Here is a 16,270-nt window from a genome sequence, read left to right as displayed (position 1 = left end):
GCTAATGCGATCTACCCATTCTTATAAATAAGTAGAAGACAAATCAACAATGGTTTTAATAGAAAACAAAGAACAAAACCTAATCAACATTCATTTGCTTGATTAGGTTTTTGTTTTTTTCACGCTTTTGAATATTGGTGGAAGACAACCTTTTTTAAATATGTTTGGCAGAAGAAGAAGAAACAATAGGGGGATAATGTGGGGTACCTTATTAGGTTTGGGATTAAGTGTTGCAGCATATGGATTAGGCAGAAATCGAAACAGAAATATGGTGAGACCAATACAAAATTTATTTAATAATATTGGAATGGGAAAAACCCCGATGCCGAATATCGTTGGATTAACTGAGTTTTCTAAGGAATTAATCCCCAACAATAATTTAAATACCACCAAATAGGTTTTTTCATGACATCTTTTTTTTATCAAAATATTTTCTGTAGATAATCCAGGAGTGAAAAAGATGGTACTTTTTTAGGTTAATTAATTTTGTTTTTTTATTTTTATAATTAGAGTCCAGTTCTTAGAAGTTTGAATGACTTTTTCCTAATTCTTTTCGCAACAACCTATTATGCAGTTTGGATAGGAAAAGTAATGCAATGAATGTACCAGCTAAGGTTAATACCATATCCCATTGTGCATCCCATATATCGCCTTGGTTCCCTAGAAAGTTTTTAGCAGTTTTTCCTCCCTTGCCTATCACAAAACTAATCCATTCAACAATTTCATATATAGCAGAGATGGCCAGAGAAATACTTGTAACGATCCAAAATAACCAGGTGCCTTTTGTTAAAAGGGTTTTCCTTAATAATATTTCTCTTATTACAATGCTAAACATGCCTTTCATAAAATGTCCAAATCGATCGTAGTGATTTCTTTTAAAATCAAAAGTATCTTTTAGCCAATTAAAGAGAGGAACCTTTGAATAGGTGTAATGGCCGCCGACAAACATCAAAATAGCCATAATAGCAATAATGATGTAAGAGAGAGTAGTTAAACGAAACTTTTTGTATGTGGATAGTGCGATCATCAAAACGATAATGGCCGGAGTGGCTTCCAATGCCCATGACAAATAGCTGGCAGGCTTGATAATTGACCAAATAAAAACGGCGTTAACAACCAGTAATAACATAACATGGATTGTCACGACACTTTGTCCCTTCATATCTTCAATCACTTCCTAAATACTTTACTCCAAGAAATTATAAGTAGGCTGAAAAATACAACTCATTATAAAAAAACACTTTTGAAATTTTTTTAGAACCTTGCATCGGAATTTTTCCTTTAAAAAGTAATTTAGATACTCTTCTTCTCTCAAAATGTAATCATCTTTATCATTCGATCTCATAAACCAATTACTGATTGGAGACTTTTTAAACAAGCAGGGTTCCATAACTACAATTCTACCTTCTGGTTTTAAGAACCGCTTGAATTCTTTTATATAACCATAAACCATTTCTGGAGGGATATGGTGCAGTACAGCAATAATTAAAATAAAATCAAAGCTATTGTTGTCTGCAGGAAGTTCATTTGCCATGAAAGTTTCAAATCGGTACTGGTTATATAATCGTTTGGCATATTCAATCCTGTATGAATCAGGATCTATCCCAAAATAATGTTCAGGTGTACATAGGGTGCAGTTTGCTCCGGTACCTCTCCAAAATCCAATACTTTTTTATCAGAAAAATTAAAATGCTGCTGAATATGATTTTGAATATATATTTTGTAAACCATTTAGGTCGACCCCATGAGTGATATATTCTTGGTGATAATTGTAAATCGAAGCACCTGCACTTTATTAAATTAAAGGTTTCCTTTTTTTTGAAATAACAATTTTAGATTAAGAAGGAAGCAGCTTTTTTATGCCTTTTAAATGACAATAAAATAGAGTAAAAATTGGAAAAATAATTAACCTAGTTTGAGTAAATAATAATCGTTTTAACGATTTTCAGTAAATTTCATATAAGGCGTCATTTTTCTCCATTAATTCCTGATAAAATATCCCTTTTCGGTTTCTTTTTAATTGGATGGAGGAGGAGATTTAAATGAAATTATTCTTTTTTATTCTTGTATTTTTAGGTGTTTTGCTCCTTTTCTATAGGGCATACAAAAATACTCATAAAGTTGCTTTAAATAAATTTAATTTATCTAATATAGATTCAAATCATAAGCAAGGACCTCTTTTTAATATTTTACAAATCTCAGATATGCATTTAGAAAAGATTTCTGTTTCTCCTGAAGCGCGCAAGAGTAGCGAAGAATATGCAGAAGGCGGAATGGAGCTTCCTATATAGGAGTTGCACCGAACGGAAGGGCATGGAGATTGATGAAAAAGGAATGGCCGAGAATAAAAAATGTTCTTGATAACGGAAAGCCTTCATCACTTGGTTTAGTCAGAGTGAAATCTCTTAATCCTTTTGAGATAAGAAGAAATCATCAAGTTCTTGCCTATGGGTATGACTTGAATGAACACAATCTGTCCATTCATATCTATGACCCTAATTTTCCAAACGATGATCAAGTAACTCTATCCTTAAATATTGGAAAGCCCGAGTCCACAACAAGCGTTTTTCATTCAAAATCATCTGATCAGATTTATAGTTTCTTTAGGACTGATTACAAGTTTATAAGACCGGTAGTTTTTAACTAGATTTCAATCGGATCTTTTGCTTCAAGGGACGTAATGAAGCCTGGTGAAGAAAATTATAATTGATCAGTCCATTCACTCGACAAACAGTAATTATGCGTTCGTTTTCCAAGTTGATGGAAATCTCGTACTCTATAAAAGAAAGTGCCTTCCAGTCTTGATCTTAGGAGGAACACCATGAAAGCCAAGGACAGAAGGCACTTTATATTCTTATAAATCCGCTATTATTAAAATAGTTCGTGGACTTTTAAGTAGATTAAATACTTAATTTATAAAATCGAGCAGCATTATGAAAAAAAACATTTTCTCTTGCTTTCTTACTCCAACTTGCTTTTAAAAAGGAGTGGAATAGCTGAAATACTTCTTCAAATGATGCGGAATAGAGACACACTGGCCAATCGCTTCCAAACATAATCCTTTCCGTGCCAAATATGGAAATGATGTGATCTACATAAGGCTTTATAGTATCTCTTGACCAGGGTGCATCTGTTCTTTCAGGGACTAAACCGGATATCTTACACATTATATTAGGGTATGATGCGATTCTCTCCATTAAACCCTTCCATGGTTCCCATAACCCTTTTTTCATTGGAGGTTTAGCGATATGATCAATGACCCCCCGTAAGGAAGGGAGTTGTTCTAGAAGGTAAAGAATGGATGGTAAATGCCGCGGGTTCGCCTGCAAGTCAATAGGGAACTCCTCTTCCGCTACGATTCTTAAATGCTCCATGACTTTTTCCTTCAGAAGCCAGTCTGAGGGAAGATCCTGTATCATTGGGCGAATCCCAATAAATTTTGTGTGTTTTCGGTAGAATTGGAAACAATCAAGGAATTCATCGGATTCAAGGTCTAGCCAACCTACAACACCAGCAATGGACTTTTCTTTTTCAGCAAGCTCAAGGAGGAAGTTGGTTTCCTCTAAACTTGGGGCTGCTTGGACTACGATGGTACATTGAATATTAAACTTTTCTCTTAATGGTTTAAGGTGTTCTGGCAAATAGTTTGTATAGAGCCTTCCAGTCTCAGGGGTCAACCAACCGTAATCTTTTCTTGAGATATCCCAGTAATGCTGATGGGAATCTAGTATTCTCATGAGTCAACGTCCTTGATTTTTTCAAACGTTAAATCATTGATCCATCGAACATGGGTCTTCGGTTTGGCAAATCCCAAGCTAAACTCAAAGTCTTTTCCTGTCCGGATTAATTTTGTCACAATCCGATTTTTGCCTTTTCGGAGTGTAACGGTAATATCATGGTTGTATGGCATCCAGAACCATGTCTTATTCGATTCGGCAACGGCTTGATTGTTTACCCAGATTTTAAAGGCATCATTATTTCCAACCATCAATCTGACTTCCCGGTCATCAGGGGATACAATATCCTGGACAAGATAGACGGATACAGGTCCCTCTTTACCAATCCACTCATTTAAAGGAAGCTTATGCTCTGCTGCATAGACTTCACGGCCTTCCGGTAAAATCTCAAAAGACCCTTCTGCAATATACTCTCGATCAAGGCTTACATAGTTGTTAAAGTTTTCTGCACCACGTGGTCTAGCTTTTCGTTTATGAACGGGGTGATAGTAGGACTCATTTTCACTAGTCGTATCATAGAGATCCCAATATGGACCTATAAGATAATAGGGTACCCCTGTTGCCAAACCGATTTGGTCTTCTGCCACTATTTGCGCATTTTCCTTTACCATGACATTCAAAATGGCTGCACTAGAGAAAGTAGAAGTATTTGCTTTTGCTTGAATATATACTGGTTGTTTAATTGCCCCTTTTTCAGGCAATCGAATTGTAACGGAAGCAGGGCTTATGGAATAATCATCAGAACCTACGATAACTAATTCACCGATTTTTTCTGTTTCGGTCAAATTTTCAATGATTAATTGAATTTCTTTGGGTTGATCAGGATGAAGGGCTGGTTTCCCTTTATAATCTATTGAAATTTTGACTTGAGCCATTTGTACTGACGGTATTTTCTCCCATTCTAAATCATTAGGGATTCCTTCAATTATTACATTTGAATTAATGGATTGAGCTACCGCAACGCCTGCACGACAAGTATCCATTGCCAAATCGGAGATTCGATTGCTTGGGCGGGTCACATCAATCCCACAGGCAAAAGTATCTTTCGCTTGCTGCTTCCAATCTTCAGGTAAAGAAGAAGCTCCTCCAATGATGCCCAAAATCGCACCGGCAGTTGCACAAGTACAATCCGTATCATAACCGCAATTTAACGCAATTAATTGCGTTTTCCCAAAATCCTTTTCACCGTATAGTAATGAAAGAATGGTAATACCTAAATTTTGCACTGCTTTTGAAGCATCAGGATGTCCGAAATTCTCCAACATATTCTTTCTAGCTTGTTGCCATTCCATTCCGTTTTGATATTGATCACGGATGAAAAGAATACATTTTCTTAGTTTGCTAGTTTCGGGAATCTGTTCTAAACCAAAGTCTAGCAAGGTATCGATATCTGATTCAAAGAAAGCTTGAGACTCAATCGCAGCTAACATTTGTTCGGCCCACACTGATTCAGTGTCATGGTCTAATGTTGCATCTTTATAGGCATACTGCATCGCTAAAGATGGATTTCCAATCGAAATCATCCCCCAAATTTCAGAACGAATAGGAGATCCCATGGATTGACTAAAGTATTGATTATTAAACCAGCCTGATACAGGCGGCGCGATTTTTCTCTCAAAGTTGTGCAAAAAGTAACCGTACTCATTGAAAGGGTACCAACAGTGTTTCTCCCATGCTTCTGCAAGATCTTTACTAGTTAAGTGAACACCCTTTTCTTCTAACACTTGGAGCCAAAGTAACTGAAGATCCAAATCATCATTAGGAGGAATTTCTTCAGGAAAAATCTCCGATTCATTTAAATCCATCAAATACTTGTTATTTTCTACTTCCGCACCAATATTGCCACCAACACATTTACCTATCCAACCGCCATGAACTTTGTCCAGATAATCTGAAAAATGAATAGATTTTACTTTCAAACTTAATCCCCCTTGAAAAGTGATATTATTTACACCTTCATTATAAAATTTTGTTTTATCAAAATAGGGGGTATATTTGATACAGTTACGGGTAAATTGATCATTGTTCTTTTAAATTGATGAGCTGATATTTTTTTCGATATTCTCCAGGGGTCAAATCAAATTGACGGCGAAAATAGGTTCGAAATAGTTTTTCATCATTAAAACCAGATTCAAGCGCAATCTGGTGGATCGTCCAATTAGTCGTTTCTAGAAGATTACAACTTTTCTCCAGTCGAAACTGAGTAATATATTGAAGAACACTTGCATTTAAACACTCTCGAAAAAGCTTGCTTAAGTAGCTTGAACTAATCTTTAGGTGTGAAGCCATTTCTTCCATTCGTATGGTATACCGATAATTTTCTTTAATAAAGTTGACTGCCTCTTTGATCATATTCTGTTTACTTAAACTTTTGTAAGCGTTGTCATTAATAGGAACGGAATCCATACGGGACAGCTCTGTTAATAAGGCTAAAAGATATCCTTTTATTTTTTGTAAATAACCTGATTTTTTTTCCTCATATTCTTTTATCATGATTTTGAACAAATAATCAATCTCAAATCCATCTGTTCCAAAATATTTCGTTTCTGAAAGTAAGGGAACTTCAAAATTAATGAAATCGGAAACAAATAAGCAATTAATCCATTTAAAGGGAGTTTTCTCACTTGTTAAAGGATGGAAGGCATGTGTGTCTCCAATTCTAATTAGAAAGACATCTCCGGCATTAGCTAAAAAAGATTTATCATTAATCATATGCATTCCTTTTCCTGAAACAATATAAATGAGTTCGAAAAAGTCATGAGTATGAGGGACAAAAGCATCTTTGTTTGAGCTAATATTCATAAAAAATTGTTCGTTTGGTTGTATATATTGATATCGACGATATTGAAATTGTGGTCTCATATATAATCCCCCTAACTTTTTAACTGTCCGGAAAACTCCTGTTTTACTGATGAATACTCCTGTTTATAGCAATTTTAACAAATTATAATAGCTTTAACAAATAAATTACAGATAATTTAATATATTCAATAAATTATCTAGAGAAAAGTATTTTGTTAATAATATGTTTACAGGGGGTTTAATGGAAATGAAAGCAAGAAAATTTTGGAGAATCATTGCTACTAGTTCTTTACTATCCTCTATGTTATTAGCTGGTTGTTCCTCTTCAAGTTCGACAACCGCCAAAGATTCCGAATCATCATCAGGCAAGAAGACAGTCGTATGGTGGACTTGGAATCCGGGTAAGGAGGATGTGAAAGAATATGTTACGGCTTTTGAAAAATCTCACCCCAAGATTCATGTGGAAGTGAAAAGCTATCAATACAACGATTATGTAAACGCTTTAAAACTATCATTACCTGCTGGGGAAGGGCCTGACGTTTTTGGTGTACAAGCAGGTGTTATGCAAAAAGAATTTAGTTCCTTCATGGATGATTTAACACCCAATGCAGAAAAAGCATGGGGGAATGATTGGGAGAATAGGTTTTATGAGTTAGGCTTAAAACAAATTCAAGAAGACTCGAAGACTCCTGCTTTACCATTCTTCGTATCAGCTGCAGGTTATATTTGGTATAACAATACCATCTTACAGAAATATGGATTAAAACCGCCGACCACGATTCAAGAATGGAAAGAAGTTTCTAAGACTCTGCAAAGTAAGGGGGTTACCCCGTTTATTCAAGGGGCAAAGGATGCATGGATCAATTTTGATACGTATATTGCATTGGCAAATGCGATCGCACCAGGAAAAATCTATGATGCTGAGGCTGGGAAAACTTCTTGGACAGATCCGGATCTAGTAAAAGCAATGTCTAACTGGAAGCAATTATTTGATGATGGAATTATGCAAAAAGGGGCTCTTGGAATTTCTCAATATCCTGATAGCGATGATCTTTTCCATAAAGGGGAGGCAGCCATGATTACACTGGGAACTTGGAATGGGGCTGATATGTCAAAGACCTCACTGGAAACAACGAATAAAACACTTGGCGTATCGAAAACCTATGAATTTTTACCTGCGCCGTTTCCAGGAGTAGACAGCCCATCCAAGCCACAATTATTCGGCGGACCGGATGTTTCCTTTGCCATTAATAAATCAAGCAGTGTAAAAGATGCATCATGGGAATTTATCAAATGGCTTGATTCTGAAGAAGCACAAAAAATTCTAGCCAGCAAATTAAATATCCCTGCCGTAAAAGGAATTAATCTCGATGATAGCAACACCGTTACCGATGCACAAAAGACGGCCATTAAACAGATGTTAACAGACGTTGAAAATGCTGTTGGAAAAAGGGAATTCTTGTATCCAGAACTACAAACTGCGTTAGCAGATGCACTTCAGAATGTAGCAACTGGAAAACAATCTCCTGAAAAAGCAATGAAAGCTGTAGACGATGCCTTTAAGGCCATACAAAAATAATCTCTTACTAACAAAACATCCAGGTTGTTACCTGGATGTTTTGGAAAGGAGGAACTATGGAGAAGACGGAAATAGCTATGCAAAGGAAGGATAAACTTTCGATCGAAAGTACGAGGGAAAATATCTCGCCTAAAAAAAGAAACAGAACAAACTACCTCTATATTGTTCCGGCATTTTTGTTGATGGGAGTATTTGTATATTACACCATCGCAGATACAATTTATACTAGTTTTTTTGATTGGAATGGGATAAGTCCTGATAAAACCTTTATTGGTCTCACGAACTACTTCAATATTTTTAAAGATCCGATCTTCTATATTTCGTTGAAAAATACGGTGATTTTTCTATTTTTAACTATTTTTATTCAGATGTTTCTTGGTTTACTGATCGCTGTACTATTAAATGCGAATGTAAAATTCAAAGGTGTCTATAAAGTCATTTTCTTTTTGCCAACTGTTTTATCGGCAGCAGTGATATCACAAGTATTCCGTCAAATTTACAATGCTAGTAACGGGGAACTTAATAATTTTTTATCTTCCATTGGATTGGATTCTCTAGCAAAATCCTGGCTGGCAGATCCTGACATTTCTTTATTTGCCATTACTTCTATTAATATATGGGAGTTTACCGGTTTTAGCATGATTATGTACTTTGCTGCTCTTACGGTCATTGATAAGTCCTTATTTGAAGCGGCCCGTTTGGATGGAGCTAATTTCCTCCAAATCATGCGCTTTATTATTTTTCCACAACTGCGTTTTACTCATTATTCTTTAATTATTCTCGGTGTCATCGGGTCATTAAAAACATTCGATATTATTTATCTGACTACAGGAGGCGGGCCTGGCCGTTCGACGGAGTTTATCTCAACCTACATTTTTAAAAAGGCAATCTTAGAATTTAATGCAGGGTATTCCTCCGCTTTGTCCGTTATCTTGCTGATCATCGCGTTGGTCGTAACGGTGATCCAATTACGAATTTATCGAAATTAGGAGGGAAACGATGTTTGGTCATTCAAAACAAACAACAATATGGTCCCAAGTGATCCTCACCATTTTGGCGATCATTTTTATATCGCCTTTATTTATCGCAATTAAGATTTCTCTTCAAGGGGAGGGAATCGAAAACTATTTGGCCGTTTTAAAAAATCCGATGCTTCCACACCTTTTTACCAATAGTGTGATCGTTTCCTTTTTTACAATTATTCTTGTTTATCTTGTCACGATATTGTCGGCCTATGCTTTTTCTAAATTACCTATTAAACATAAGGAATGGTATTTTAATGCCATCCTGATAGGATTGATGATACCAGCCATCTCATTGGTCGTTCCTTTGTTCAGTATTGTCAAAAGTCTGGGGTGGTTTAATAATTATCTGGCGTTAATAGGTCCTTATGCAGCTTTTGGCATTCCTTTTACCTTACTATTAATGCGAAACTTTTTGGATGAGGTGCCTGATACTCTATTAGAAGCAGCAAAAATTGACGGGGGTAACTCATTTCAAGTTTTATTGCATATTATCATGCCTTTGGCAAAACCTATTTCAATTGTTGTCGTCATCTGGACATTTCTCAGTTCTTGGAACGAGTATTTTATGGCCCTGGTTTTCATGAGAAAAGAAGCAATGTATATGATTACACAAGCACCACAATTTTACATGGGAACTTACACATCTGATACAGGTAAGATCTTTGCATCGTTGGTATTAATTAGTTTACCAGTTGTGATCGCCTATTTATTCCTGCAGAAGTATTTTGAAAATGGAATGACTTCGGGATCGATTAAATAATTTGTAAAGTGAGGAACGATTCTATGAAACTAAGTCTAGAAGAGTATAAAGATAAAGTACTAGGTTGTTGGATGGGGAAAAACATTGGCGGAACCTTAGGGGCTCCATTTGAAGGATTTCGGCAAATTAATCAGGTTGACTATTATGTTCAAGATGTAAATGAAAATCCTCCTCCCAATGACGATTTGGATTTACAGCTTCTTTGGCTTAATGCAGTGGAAAGGTACGGGAATCAGGTAAATGCCTCTATTCTGGGAGAGTACTGGCTGTCATTTGTGATACCGGATTGGGCGGAATATGGGGCAGGAAAGAATAATCTACGGATGGGATTGGTTCCTCCACTTTCAGGTTATGTAGGGAATCCATACCGGGATAGCTGCGGCTGTTACATACGCTCTGAAATTTGGGCATGCCTGGCCCCTGGTAATCCAGAAATAGCTGTTAGATATGCTTATGAGGATGCAGTTGTAGATCATAGTGAAGAAGGGTTATATGGTGAAATTTTTTGGGCGGCTGTGCAAAGCGCTGCCTTTGTTGAAAAAGACAAATATAAATTGATCGAAATTGGCCTATCATATATTCCCGAGGATAGCGGTGTTGCAAAAGGAATAAAAACCGCAATTGACTCCTATCAATCAGGAGTTTCTTGGCAGGAAGCCAGAAGAAACGTTTTAATTTCAGTTCCTGGAACATTCGGAGTTATGCCGATTCCATTGGCTAAACAGGAAGAAGGAATTCCAATTGGTGAGCCGGGGTGGGATGCTCCGAGTAATATCGGGATTACAATACTAGGATGGCTTTATGGGGAAGATGACTTTGGAAATAGCTTGTGTATAGCCGTTAACTGCGGGGAAGATACCGATTGTACAGGAGCCACACTAGGTGCCACATTGGGCATTATTCACGGGAGAAAAGAGCTCCCTGAAAAATGGACGAAACCAATCGGGGATGTCATTAATACCATTTGTGTGAATTATTTAAGCGGGACCCTTTCGATTCCAAAAACGGTTACGGAACTTACAGATAGAATTCTCAGATTAACACCATGGTTTTTGGGAAATCAATATGTGGATTTCTTTGCTGAAGAGGAAGGATATACGATTACCATACCTGAAAATCAGTCTTTGTATTGCCGAACGGAAAATGAGTATTGCGAAGGGCTTTATAATGTCGGCGCACCTCGAAATCAAAAATTGTTTAGCGAATTATTAAAAAGAGCCCCATTTGCGGTTCAATATGATTTTGTCGCATTTGAAGCGGTGCTGGATTATCAAAAGGAACCTTTTATTCAAATAAATGAGAGCAGGAAAATTAAAGTCACATTGGAAAATAATAAGTATTTTAATCACCCACAATGGCTTACGATAAAATGTTATAAACCCGATGGTGTCAATATATCTTCATCAAGTGGTTCTAGCGTATTTCTTCCAACCTATAATGTAGGGAAAGTAGAGCTAGAGTTTGACATTTTGGTAGAGGAGGTACTTGGAAACAAGGTTGAATTGTTACTTGACATCACCTCCCAAGGAAGGCATTCCAGAGGAATTATACCGGTGACTCTGGTTTTTGGAAATGCAGACTTTAACTAATAGGAGAGAGAATCTATTGACGGGAAAAAGCGAATACGAAATAGCAGTTTATTATTTTCCTAATTATCATATTGATGAACGTAATAAAATGACGCATGGTGAAGGATGGACGGAATGGGAAATAGTCAAGCATGCTCATCCAAGATTCCCCGGTCACCAGCAGCCCAAAATACCATTATGGGGATATGAGGATGAATCCGATCCTTTAGTGATGGAAAAAAAGATCTCAGCTGCTTCATCACATGGGATTTCATCCTTTATTTTTGATTGGTATTGGTATGAAGATGGTCCTTTTTTACAACGGGCCTTGGAAGAGGGTTTCTTGAAAGCAGAAAATAATGACCAATTAAAATTTGCTCTAATGTGGGCCAATCATGACTGGGTTGATATCCATCCGGCCCCCAGAAATAGGCATTATCATGAATTATATAACGGTGCAGTCTCGGAATCTGCATTTATTGAGGCGACCAATCATATGATCGAAAATTATTTCAATCATCCATCTTATTGGAGAGTGAAAGAGGGGTTGTATTTTTCAATATATGAACTGATGAACTTAATAAAAGGCCTTGGAGGAGTAACCGATACAAAGAGAGTGCTTAAAGATTTCCGAGCTCGTGTTCGAAAAGCAGGTTTAGGTGATTTACATTTAAATGCAGTGGTTTGGGGAGCTGAGATCATTCCAAACGAGCAAAAAGTTGAAAATGTAAATGAATTATTGGGTCAACTGGGTTTTGATAGTATCACCTCCTATGTTTGGATACATCATAACGAATTAGATGAGTTTCCTGCAACTTCATATGCTAGATTTAGAGAGTGTGCAACTGAAAATTATCTAGAATTTACCCATAAATATGATTTACCCTATTTTCCTAATGTAACAATGGGGTGGGATTCAAGCCCTCGTACCATCCAATCCGATGTTTACCAGAATTTAGGTTATCCCTATATGCCCATTTTATCTGGGAATACACCGGAAGAATTTACGATTAGTCTAAAGGAAGTGAAGGGATTTTTAGATAAAGGTTTAACCAATCCCAAAATTTTTACGATCAACGCTTGGAATGAATGGACTGAAGGAAGTTATCTTGAGCCTGATACCGTTCATGGTATGGGTTACTTGGAAGCGATTAGAGAGGTGTTTGGTGAAGGATAATTAACTAAAGAACCATAAAAATTGTATAATCCCAACATGCAAAAGCATCGGTTTTTAGCACCGATGCTTTTCGATTTTGTTAGTAAACTGACTAGATATTTAGTTATAGCGTGTTTCTTAGAGTATAAGGGACATTTTCTTACATAATTCCATATGTACCAATATTTATCGTAAGCCATAATGTCATATAAACAAAAATAATCCACCCTTGAGTTCATAACGGCTCGGGTGGGATATCACACCACATTAGCCGATCCCCCACTTTAGGGAACCGTCTATTGTTAGGCCGGACATGTATCTTAAATTATTATAACTGATTTCTTAAACATTCACTAACCTTTAAAAGACTAAATACCCAGATGTTAGACAAAGGATTATAGGTTTTGTAAATATCGGTGACTATGAGGAACCATATTTTATTTTCTAAGGATTTTTCTGTTATAATATATATATATTCGGTATTTATTTTCTGCTTCTACTTCTTTTAAGGAGGTTATTTGCTTGGAGAAAAAATCCACTTCAAAAACTAGATTAAAAGTTAATGAACAGAATCAGTTATGTCATCAATTAGACCTACTAGATATACCCCTATCGAGATTACTTCCCATTGGTACCCTTTATCAACTTCAAATTAACCGGTCTGGACAAAACGGCTCAATTTCACTTCAGTTATTAATACCACAGGCTCCCTTTGAAAAGAAAAATACCTTTAAACTAGGATGTGTAACTATTAAGAAACATGAGGGATTCATATATATCCATGTTGAAAGAGTTATTTCACATAAAGCTATTAAACTAAAAAATGGATTTTATACAATTCAATACACACAAGGCTCTGAATTAAACATCATTTATTCCATACAAAAAAACATATACGAAAAAAAGTATAAACCTCGTATTGAACAAATGTTAATTAGGAGAAGGGTTAAAGAGTCACCAATTAAACCTAAAAATAGTAAAAATGTAAACGCTTCAAATTCTGTAAGTAAATCAATACCTATTTCACAAACAAGTTCTTCTAAGGAAAGAGTGACTAGGAACAATACAGCACTTAGGAATGCAAAAGATACTTCATTTAGAAGATGTGAGCATTGTGACTACTACATTTCGCGTCAAAATCGTTGTGGACTCTTTTCAAGGCTAGCCCAGCCTTATAACCTTTGCTCCCGATTTCATTACACAAAATATAGGACTTATTTAGGTGGAGGATTTTCACCAAGGTAAAGATAATAATAATTCATTGAGGTGATAAAATTTGGATAAATTTATGAAGGTTGCAAAAAGATGGTATCAAAAGGCAGTTGATTGTGATGATAGATTTGATCAATTTATTAGTATTTGGATATCCTTTAACGCCATATATGGTCGAAGAGAGGGAAACGAATTTAGAAAGATAAAGTCTATAATAAATGAATTTAACAATGAAACTATTACCAATATCCTATCTCTTGATGAGGTTCAATTTTTCTGTAATATGGAACTGCCTATAAAATTTTTAAATAAATATCAAGAAATTGAGGATACCTCTTATGCTCAAAATCATCTAAAAAGAAATATTAGTAGAAATCCCAAATTCGCCATAGAACAATTATTGTTTATTCTCAATAAAGTTAGGAACAATTTATTTCATGGTGATAAAAGATTAGAAAATATGCGGGATGTTGATATTGTTAAACACGCCTACCCAATTGTTAGAACAATAGTAAAAGCCCATTTGGGTTTGGATGAAAATATCGAACCGATCCTTGAAGAAAGAACTTCAACAACAATCAATTCAATAGAAAGATATTTACTAGAAAAAATCGAGGAGCTTCAAGCAGAAATCAGGACTTATTTAACTAATTTTAGTACTATTCCCAAAGATAAAAACCATCCTGTTTCCATTCTATTAGATAGAATAAACATGCAGGCGAATGCAATTCATTCTGGCTTTAACGATCCAGAACAACTGAAAAACATTCAGAAAAGGTTACTGCAACTTTATGAAAAAAATAAACCTGAAGTTTTAAAAGATGTAGAGGAGGTATATGACTTTGTCCACAAAAGGATGAGTGAGGTTATAAATGAAGGATGTACAAAGGGAGATGTAGAGAGGTTTTATGATGAGTATATGGCATTACAAAGGAAATATTTGGAGAAGGGTTATGTTTTTAAAACATAATCATGTGTTTTTTTTTCATACCTGGGGTCTAACAGTATTAAAATAAATAATTACTTATCGGCAGCACCATAAATGGCAATCCGACCTAGAATGTGTGGGTGACCGTCAAGTAGAACGCCTCGACTTCCCGTTCATATTTAAAAATTCCCCCCCAGCCTTAATACTAATCTGTCTTTATTCATAAGTATTTATGAGATTATTGATTCTACAGACTAATGATCCAGAAGTGAGGATCAGGACAATTACTACGGTATAATCACAAAGTACTAACATGGTTTTAATTGGGACCTATTGTGAGTAAATATTAACAAATTTATCTCATATAGCTTGATTTAAACATTCATTCACGTGTAATCAAGGGGGAAATCCGTATACCAACTTTAAAAGGTTTTCTGCCCAGCTCATCTGGTTTTAAATTTGGAAACAGCTTTCCACATGTTCCATTAAAGAAAATAAAAGCTTTAGGTCGGCAGATTCCAATCGGTGATGCATCCTATGGTCTTTGTGGTGGAATGATTTATGCGGTCATGGATTATTTTGAAGCAAAAATGCGGATCCCGTCCAATCCGACAGCTCCTTCCTCTGGGCCATTGTTTGAATATATCGTTAATCGGCAGATTGAAAGCTTTCATTTGCCTTTAGGTCTTATGAAATATATGGTTTTGATGAATCCTTTCCTCACGGATCACGAAACAAAGGTTAGTCATAGAGGAGTTGCACCGCACGGAAGGGCATGTAGAATGATAAAAAAGGAATGGCCGAGAATAAAGAATGATCTTGATACTGGAAAGCTCTCACCGCTTGGTTTAGTCCGAGTCAAATCCCTTAATCCTTTTGAGATAAGAAGAAATCATCAAGTTCTTGGCTATGGGTATGATTTGAATGAAAACCATCTATCCATTCATATCTATGATCCTAATTTTCCAAACGATGATCAAATAACTCTATCCTTAAATATTGGAAAGCCCGAATCTTCAAGAAGTGTTTTCCATTCAAAATCATCTGAACCGATTTATAGTTTCTTTAGAACGAATTACAAGTTTAAAAGACCGATAGTTTAGAACTACTTTCAAAGTGCACGTTTATATTTAGGAACTATGGAGTCTGCTAAGAAACTACAGATTAATCAGGCGTTATGCACAAAGGTAAGCCTTGCACTTAGTGTTTCTGTCTCATTCTGATACAAAGTAATCTTTTATGACTTTCTTACCAAAATATGGGTCTATTGTGATGGCTTCTGAAATATATTTTTTATCGGGTTATTTCAAGTCCTACCTAACCATTATCGAATTACCAGTAAGTTATGGGTTTGTTGGATGATAAATGCCTTAACATTGTTATTCTCAGGAGGATTCACATGACTTTTACTCTAGGAACACAATTAATCCCAATTGCAAAACAATCCATTACAATGAACTCTAACACGATCACTTCACTCACAAGTTCAAGCGGGGACCGATT

General features: G+C 35.9%; 16 protein-coding genes. 11 read left to right on the top strand and 5 right to left on the bottom strand.

Annotated elements, in window-relative coordinates; genetic code table 11:
- The first annotated feature begins 196 nt into the window (after positions 1-196).
- Positions 197-397: a hypothetical protein gene (locus tag COD92_RS25430; protein WP_255286843.1), complete on the top strand. Its 201-nt coding sequence runs from the start codon at positions 197-199 to the stop codon at positions 395-397.
- Between the two features lie 123 nt (positions 398-520).
- On the opposite strand, the gene COD92_RS25425 is transcribed toward COD92_RS25430, so the two are convergent.
- Together COD92_RS25425 and COD92_RS33485 are read right to left on the bottom strand one after the other, a co-directional pair.
- On the bottom strand, positions 521-1,162 hold the full coding sequence (locus COD92_RS25425; protein ID WP_098533167.1) for a DUF2238 domain-containing protein: 642 nt from the start codon (positions 1,160-1,162) through the stop codon (positions 521-523).
- 24 nt (positions 1,163-1,186) lie between these two features.
- On the bottom strand, positions 1,187-1,666 hold the full coding sequence (locus COD92_RS33485) for a class I SAM-dependent methyltransferase (RefSeq protein ID WP_098533165.1): 480 nt from the start codon (positions 1,664-1,666) through the stop codon (positions 1,187-1,189).
- Positions 1,667-2,042: 376 nt separating this feature from the next.
- Here COD92_RS33485 and COD92_RS25415 point away from each other — a divergent pair, with 376 nt between their 5' ends.
- Positions 2,043-2,291: a hypothetical protein gene (locus COD92_RS25415; RefSeq protein ID WP_098533163.1), complete on the top strand. Its 249-nt coding sequence runs from the start codon at positions 2,043-2,045 to the stop codon at positions 2,289-2,291.
- Between the two features lie 32 nt (positions 2,292-2,323).
- Positions 2,324-2,647 (top strand): hypothetical protein, encoded by a 324-nt coding sequence (locus COD92_RS25410; RefSeq protein ID WP_098996629.1) that lies wholly within the window; start codon positions 2,324-2,326, stop codon positions 2,645-2,647.
- 253 nt (positions 2,648-2,900) lie between these two features.
- Here COD92_RS25410 and COD92_RS25405 read toward each other — a convergent pair whose 3' ends face one another.
- The 3 genes from COD92_RS25405 to COD92_RS25395 all read right to left on the bottom strand — a co-directional run bounded on the left by COD92_RS25405 (position 2,901) and on the right by COD92_RS25395 (position 6,599).
- The gene (locus COD92_RS25405; RefSeq protein ID WP_098533159.1) at positions 2,901-3,737 is read right to left on the bottom strand and encodes an amidohydrolase family protein; all 837 of its coding nucleotides are present in this window, start codon (positions 3,735-3,737) and stop codon (positions 2,901-2,903) included.
- A complete protein-coding gene (locus tag COD92_RS25400) occupies positions 3,734-5,656 on the bottom strand; it encodes an ADP-ribosylglycohydrolase family protein (RefSeq protein ID WP_176541445.1) in 1,923 nt (640 codons plus the stop codon). Before COD92_RS25400 ends, COD92_RS25405 begins: the two co-directional genes overlap by 4 nt.
- 100 nt (positions 5,657-5,756) lie before the next feature.
- Positions 5,757-6,599 carry an AraC family transcriptional regulator gene (locus COD92_RS25395; protein ID WP_098533155.1) on the bottom strand — a complete coding sequence of 281 codons (843 nt, stop codon included), beginning with the start codon at positions 6,597-6,599 and terminating at the stop codon, positions 5,757-5,759.
- 187 nt (positions 6,600-6,786) lie between these two features.
- Here COD92_RS25395 and COD92_RS25390 point away from each other — a divergent pair, with 187 nt between their 5' ends.
- From COD92_RS25390 to COD92_RS25355, 8 genes are all read left to right on the top strand, one after another.
- On the top strand, positions 6,787-8,118 hold the full coding sequence (locus COD92_RS25390) for an ABC transporter substrate-binding protein (RefSeq protein ID WP_176541444.1): 1,332 nt from the start codon (positions 6,787-6,789) through the stop codon (positions 8,116-8,118).
- A 56-nt stretch (positions 8,119-8,174) separates the two neighbouring features.
- Entirely contained in the window at positions 8,175-9,107 is a 933-nt protein-coding gene (locus tag COD92_RS25385) for a carbohydrate ABC transporter permease (RefSeq protein WP_098533151.1), read from the top strand.
- A gap of 10 nt (positions 9,108-9,117) precedes the next feature.
- Complete coding sequence (locus COD92_RS25380; protein WP_098533149.1) at positions 9,118-9,903, top strand: carbohydrate ABC transporter permease; 786 nt, start codon at positions 9,118-9,120, stop codon at positions 9,901-9,903.
- Between the two features lie 23 nt (positions 9,904-9,926).
- On the top strand, positions 9,927-11,492 hold the full coding sequence (locus COD92_RS25375) for an ADP-ribosylglycohydrolase family protein (protein WP_098533147.1): 1,566 nt from the start codon (positions 9,927-9,929) through the stop codon (positions 11,490-11,492).
- Between the two features lie 16 nt (positions 11,493-11,508).
- A complete protein-coding gene (locus COD92_RS25370) occupies positions 11,509-12,648 on the top strand; it encodes a glycosyltransferase WbsX family protein (RefSeq protein WP_176541443.1) in 1,140 nt (379 codons plus the stop codon).
- 501 nt (positions 12,649-13,149) lie between these two features.
- Positions 13,150-13,872: a hypothetical protein gene (locus COD92_RS25365; protein WP_098533143.1), complete on the top strand. Its 723-nt coding sequence runs from the start codon at positions 13,150-13,152 to the stop codon at positions 13,870-13,872.
- A gap of 43 nt (positions 13,873-13,915) precedes the next feature.
- Positions 13,916-14,809, top strand: a complete 894-nt coding sequence (locus COD92_RS25360) for a hypothetical protein (RefSeq protein ID WP_218014487.1) — start codon at positions 13,916-13,918, stop codon at positions 14,807-14,809.
- 512 nt (positions 14,810-15,321) lie between these two features.
- Positions 15,322-15,870 (top strand): hypothetical protein, encoded by a 549-nt coding sequence (locus COD92_RS25355; protein ID WP_098533139.1) that lies wholly within the window; start codon positions 15,322-15,324, stop codon positions 15,868-15,870.
- Positions 15,871-16,270: the final 400 nt, after the last annotated feature.

The sequence above is a fragment of the Bacillus sp. AFS037270 genome (genome assembly GCF_002585305.1).
The sequence above is the reverse complement of the archived record's forward strand: the minus strand, read 5'-3'. Positions and strand labels throughout refer to the sequence as shown.

Coding starts and splice junctions, on each gene's coding strand:
- COD92_RS25430 (WP_255286843.1), top strand. CDS start 197: ATGTGGGGTACCTTATTAGGTTTGGGATTAAGTGTTGCAGCATATGGA.
- COD92_RS25425 (WP_098533167.1), bottom strand. CDS start 1,162: ATGAAGGGACAAAGTGTCGTGACAATCCATGTTATGTTATTACTGGTT.
- COD92_RS25415 (WP_098533163.1), top strand. CDS start 2,043: ATGAAATTATTCTTTTTTATTCTTGTATTTTTAGGTGTTTTGCTCCTT.
- COD92_RS25410 (WP_098996629.1), top strand. CDS start 2,324: ATGAAAAAGGAATGGCCGAGAATAAAAAATGTTCTTGATAACGGAAAG.
- COD92_RS25405 (WP_098533159.1), bottom strand. CDS start 3,737: ATGAGAATACTAGATTCCCATCAGCATTACTGGGATATCTCAAGAAAA.
- COD92_RS25395 (WP_098533155.1), bottom strand. CDS start 6,599: ATGAGACCACAATTTCAATATCGTCGATATCAATATATACAACCAAAC.
- COD92_RS25390 (WP_176541444.1), top strand. CDS start 6,787: ATGAAAGCAAGAAAATTTTGGAGAATCATTGCTACTAGTTCTTTACTA.
- COD92_RS25385 (WP_098533151.1), top strand. CDS start 8,175: ATGGAGAAGACGGAAATAGCTATGCAAAGGAAGGATAAACTTTCGATC.
- COD92_RS25380 (WP_098533149.1), top strand. CDS start 9,118: ATGTTTGGTCATTCAAAACAAACAACAATATGGTCCCAAGTGATCCTC.
- COD92_RS25375 (WP_098533147.1), top strand. CDS start 9,927: ATGAAACTAAGTCTAGAAGAGTATAAAGATAAAGTACTAGGTTGTTGG.
- COD92_RS25360 (WP_218014487.1), top strand. CDS start 13,916: ATGAAGGTTGCAAAAAGATGGTATCAAAAGGCAGTTGATTGTGATGAT.
- COD92_RS25355 (WP_098533139.1), top strand. CDS start 15,322: ATGATTTATGCGGTCATGGATTATTTTGAAGCAAAAATGCGGATCCCG.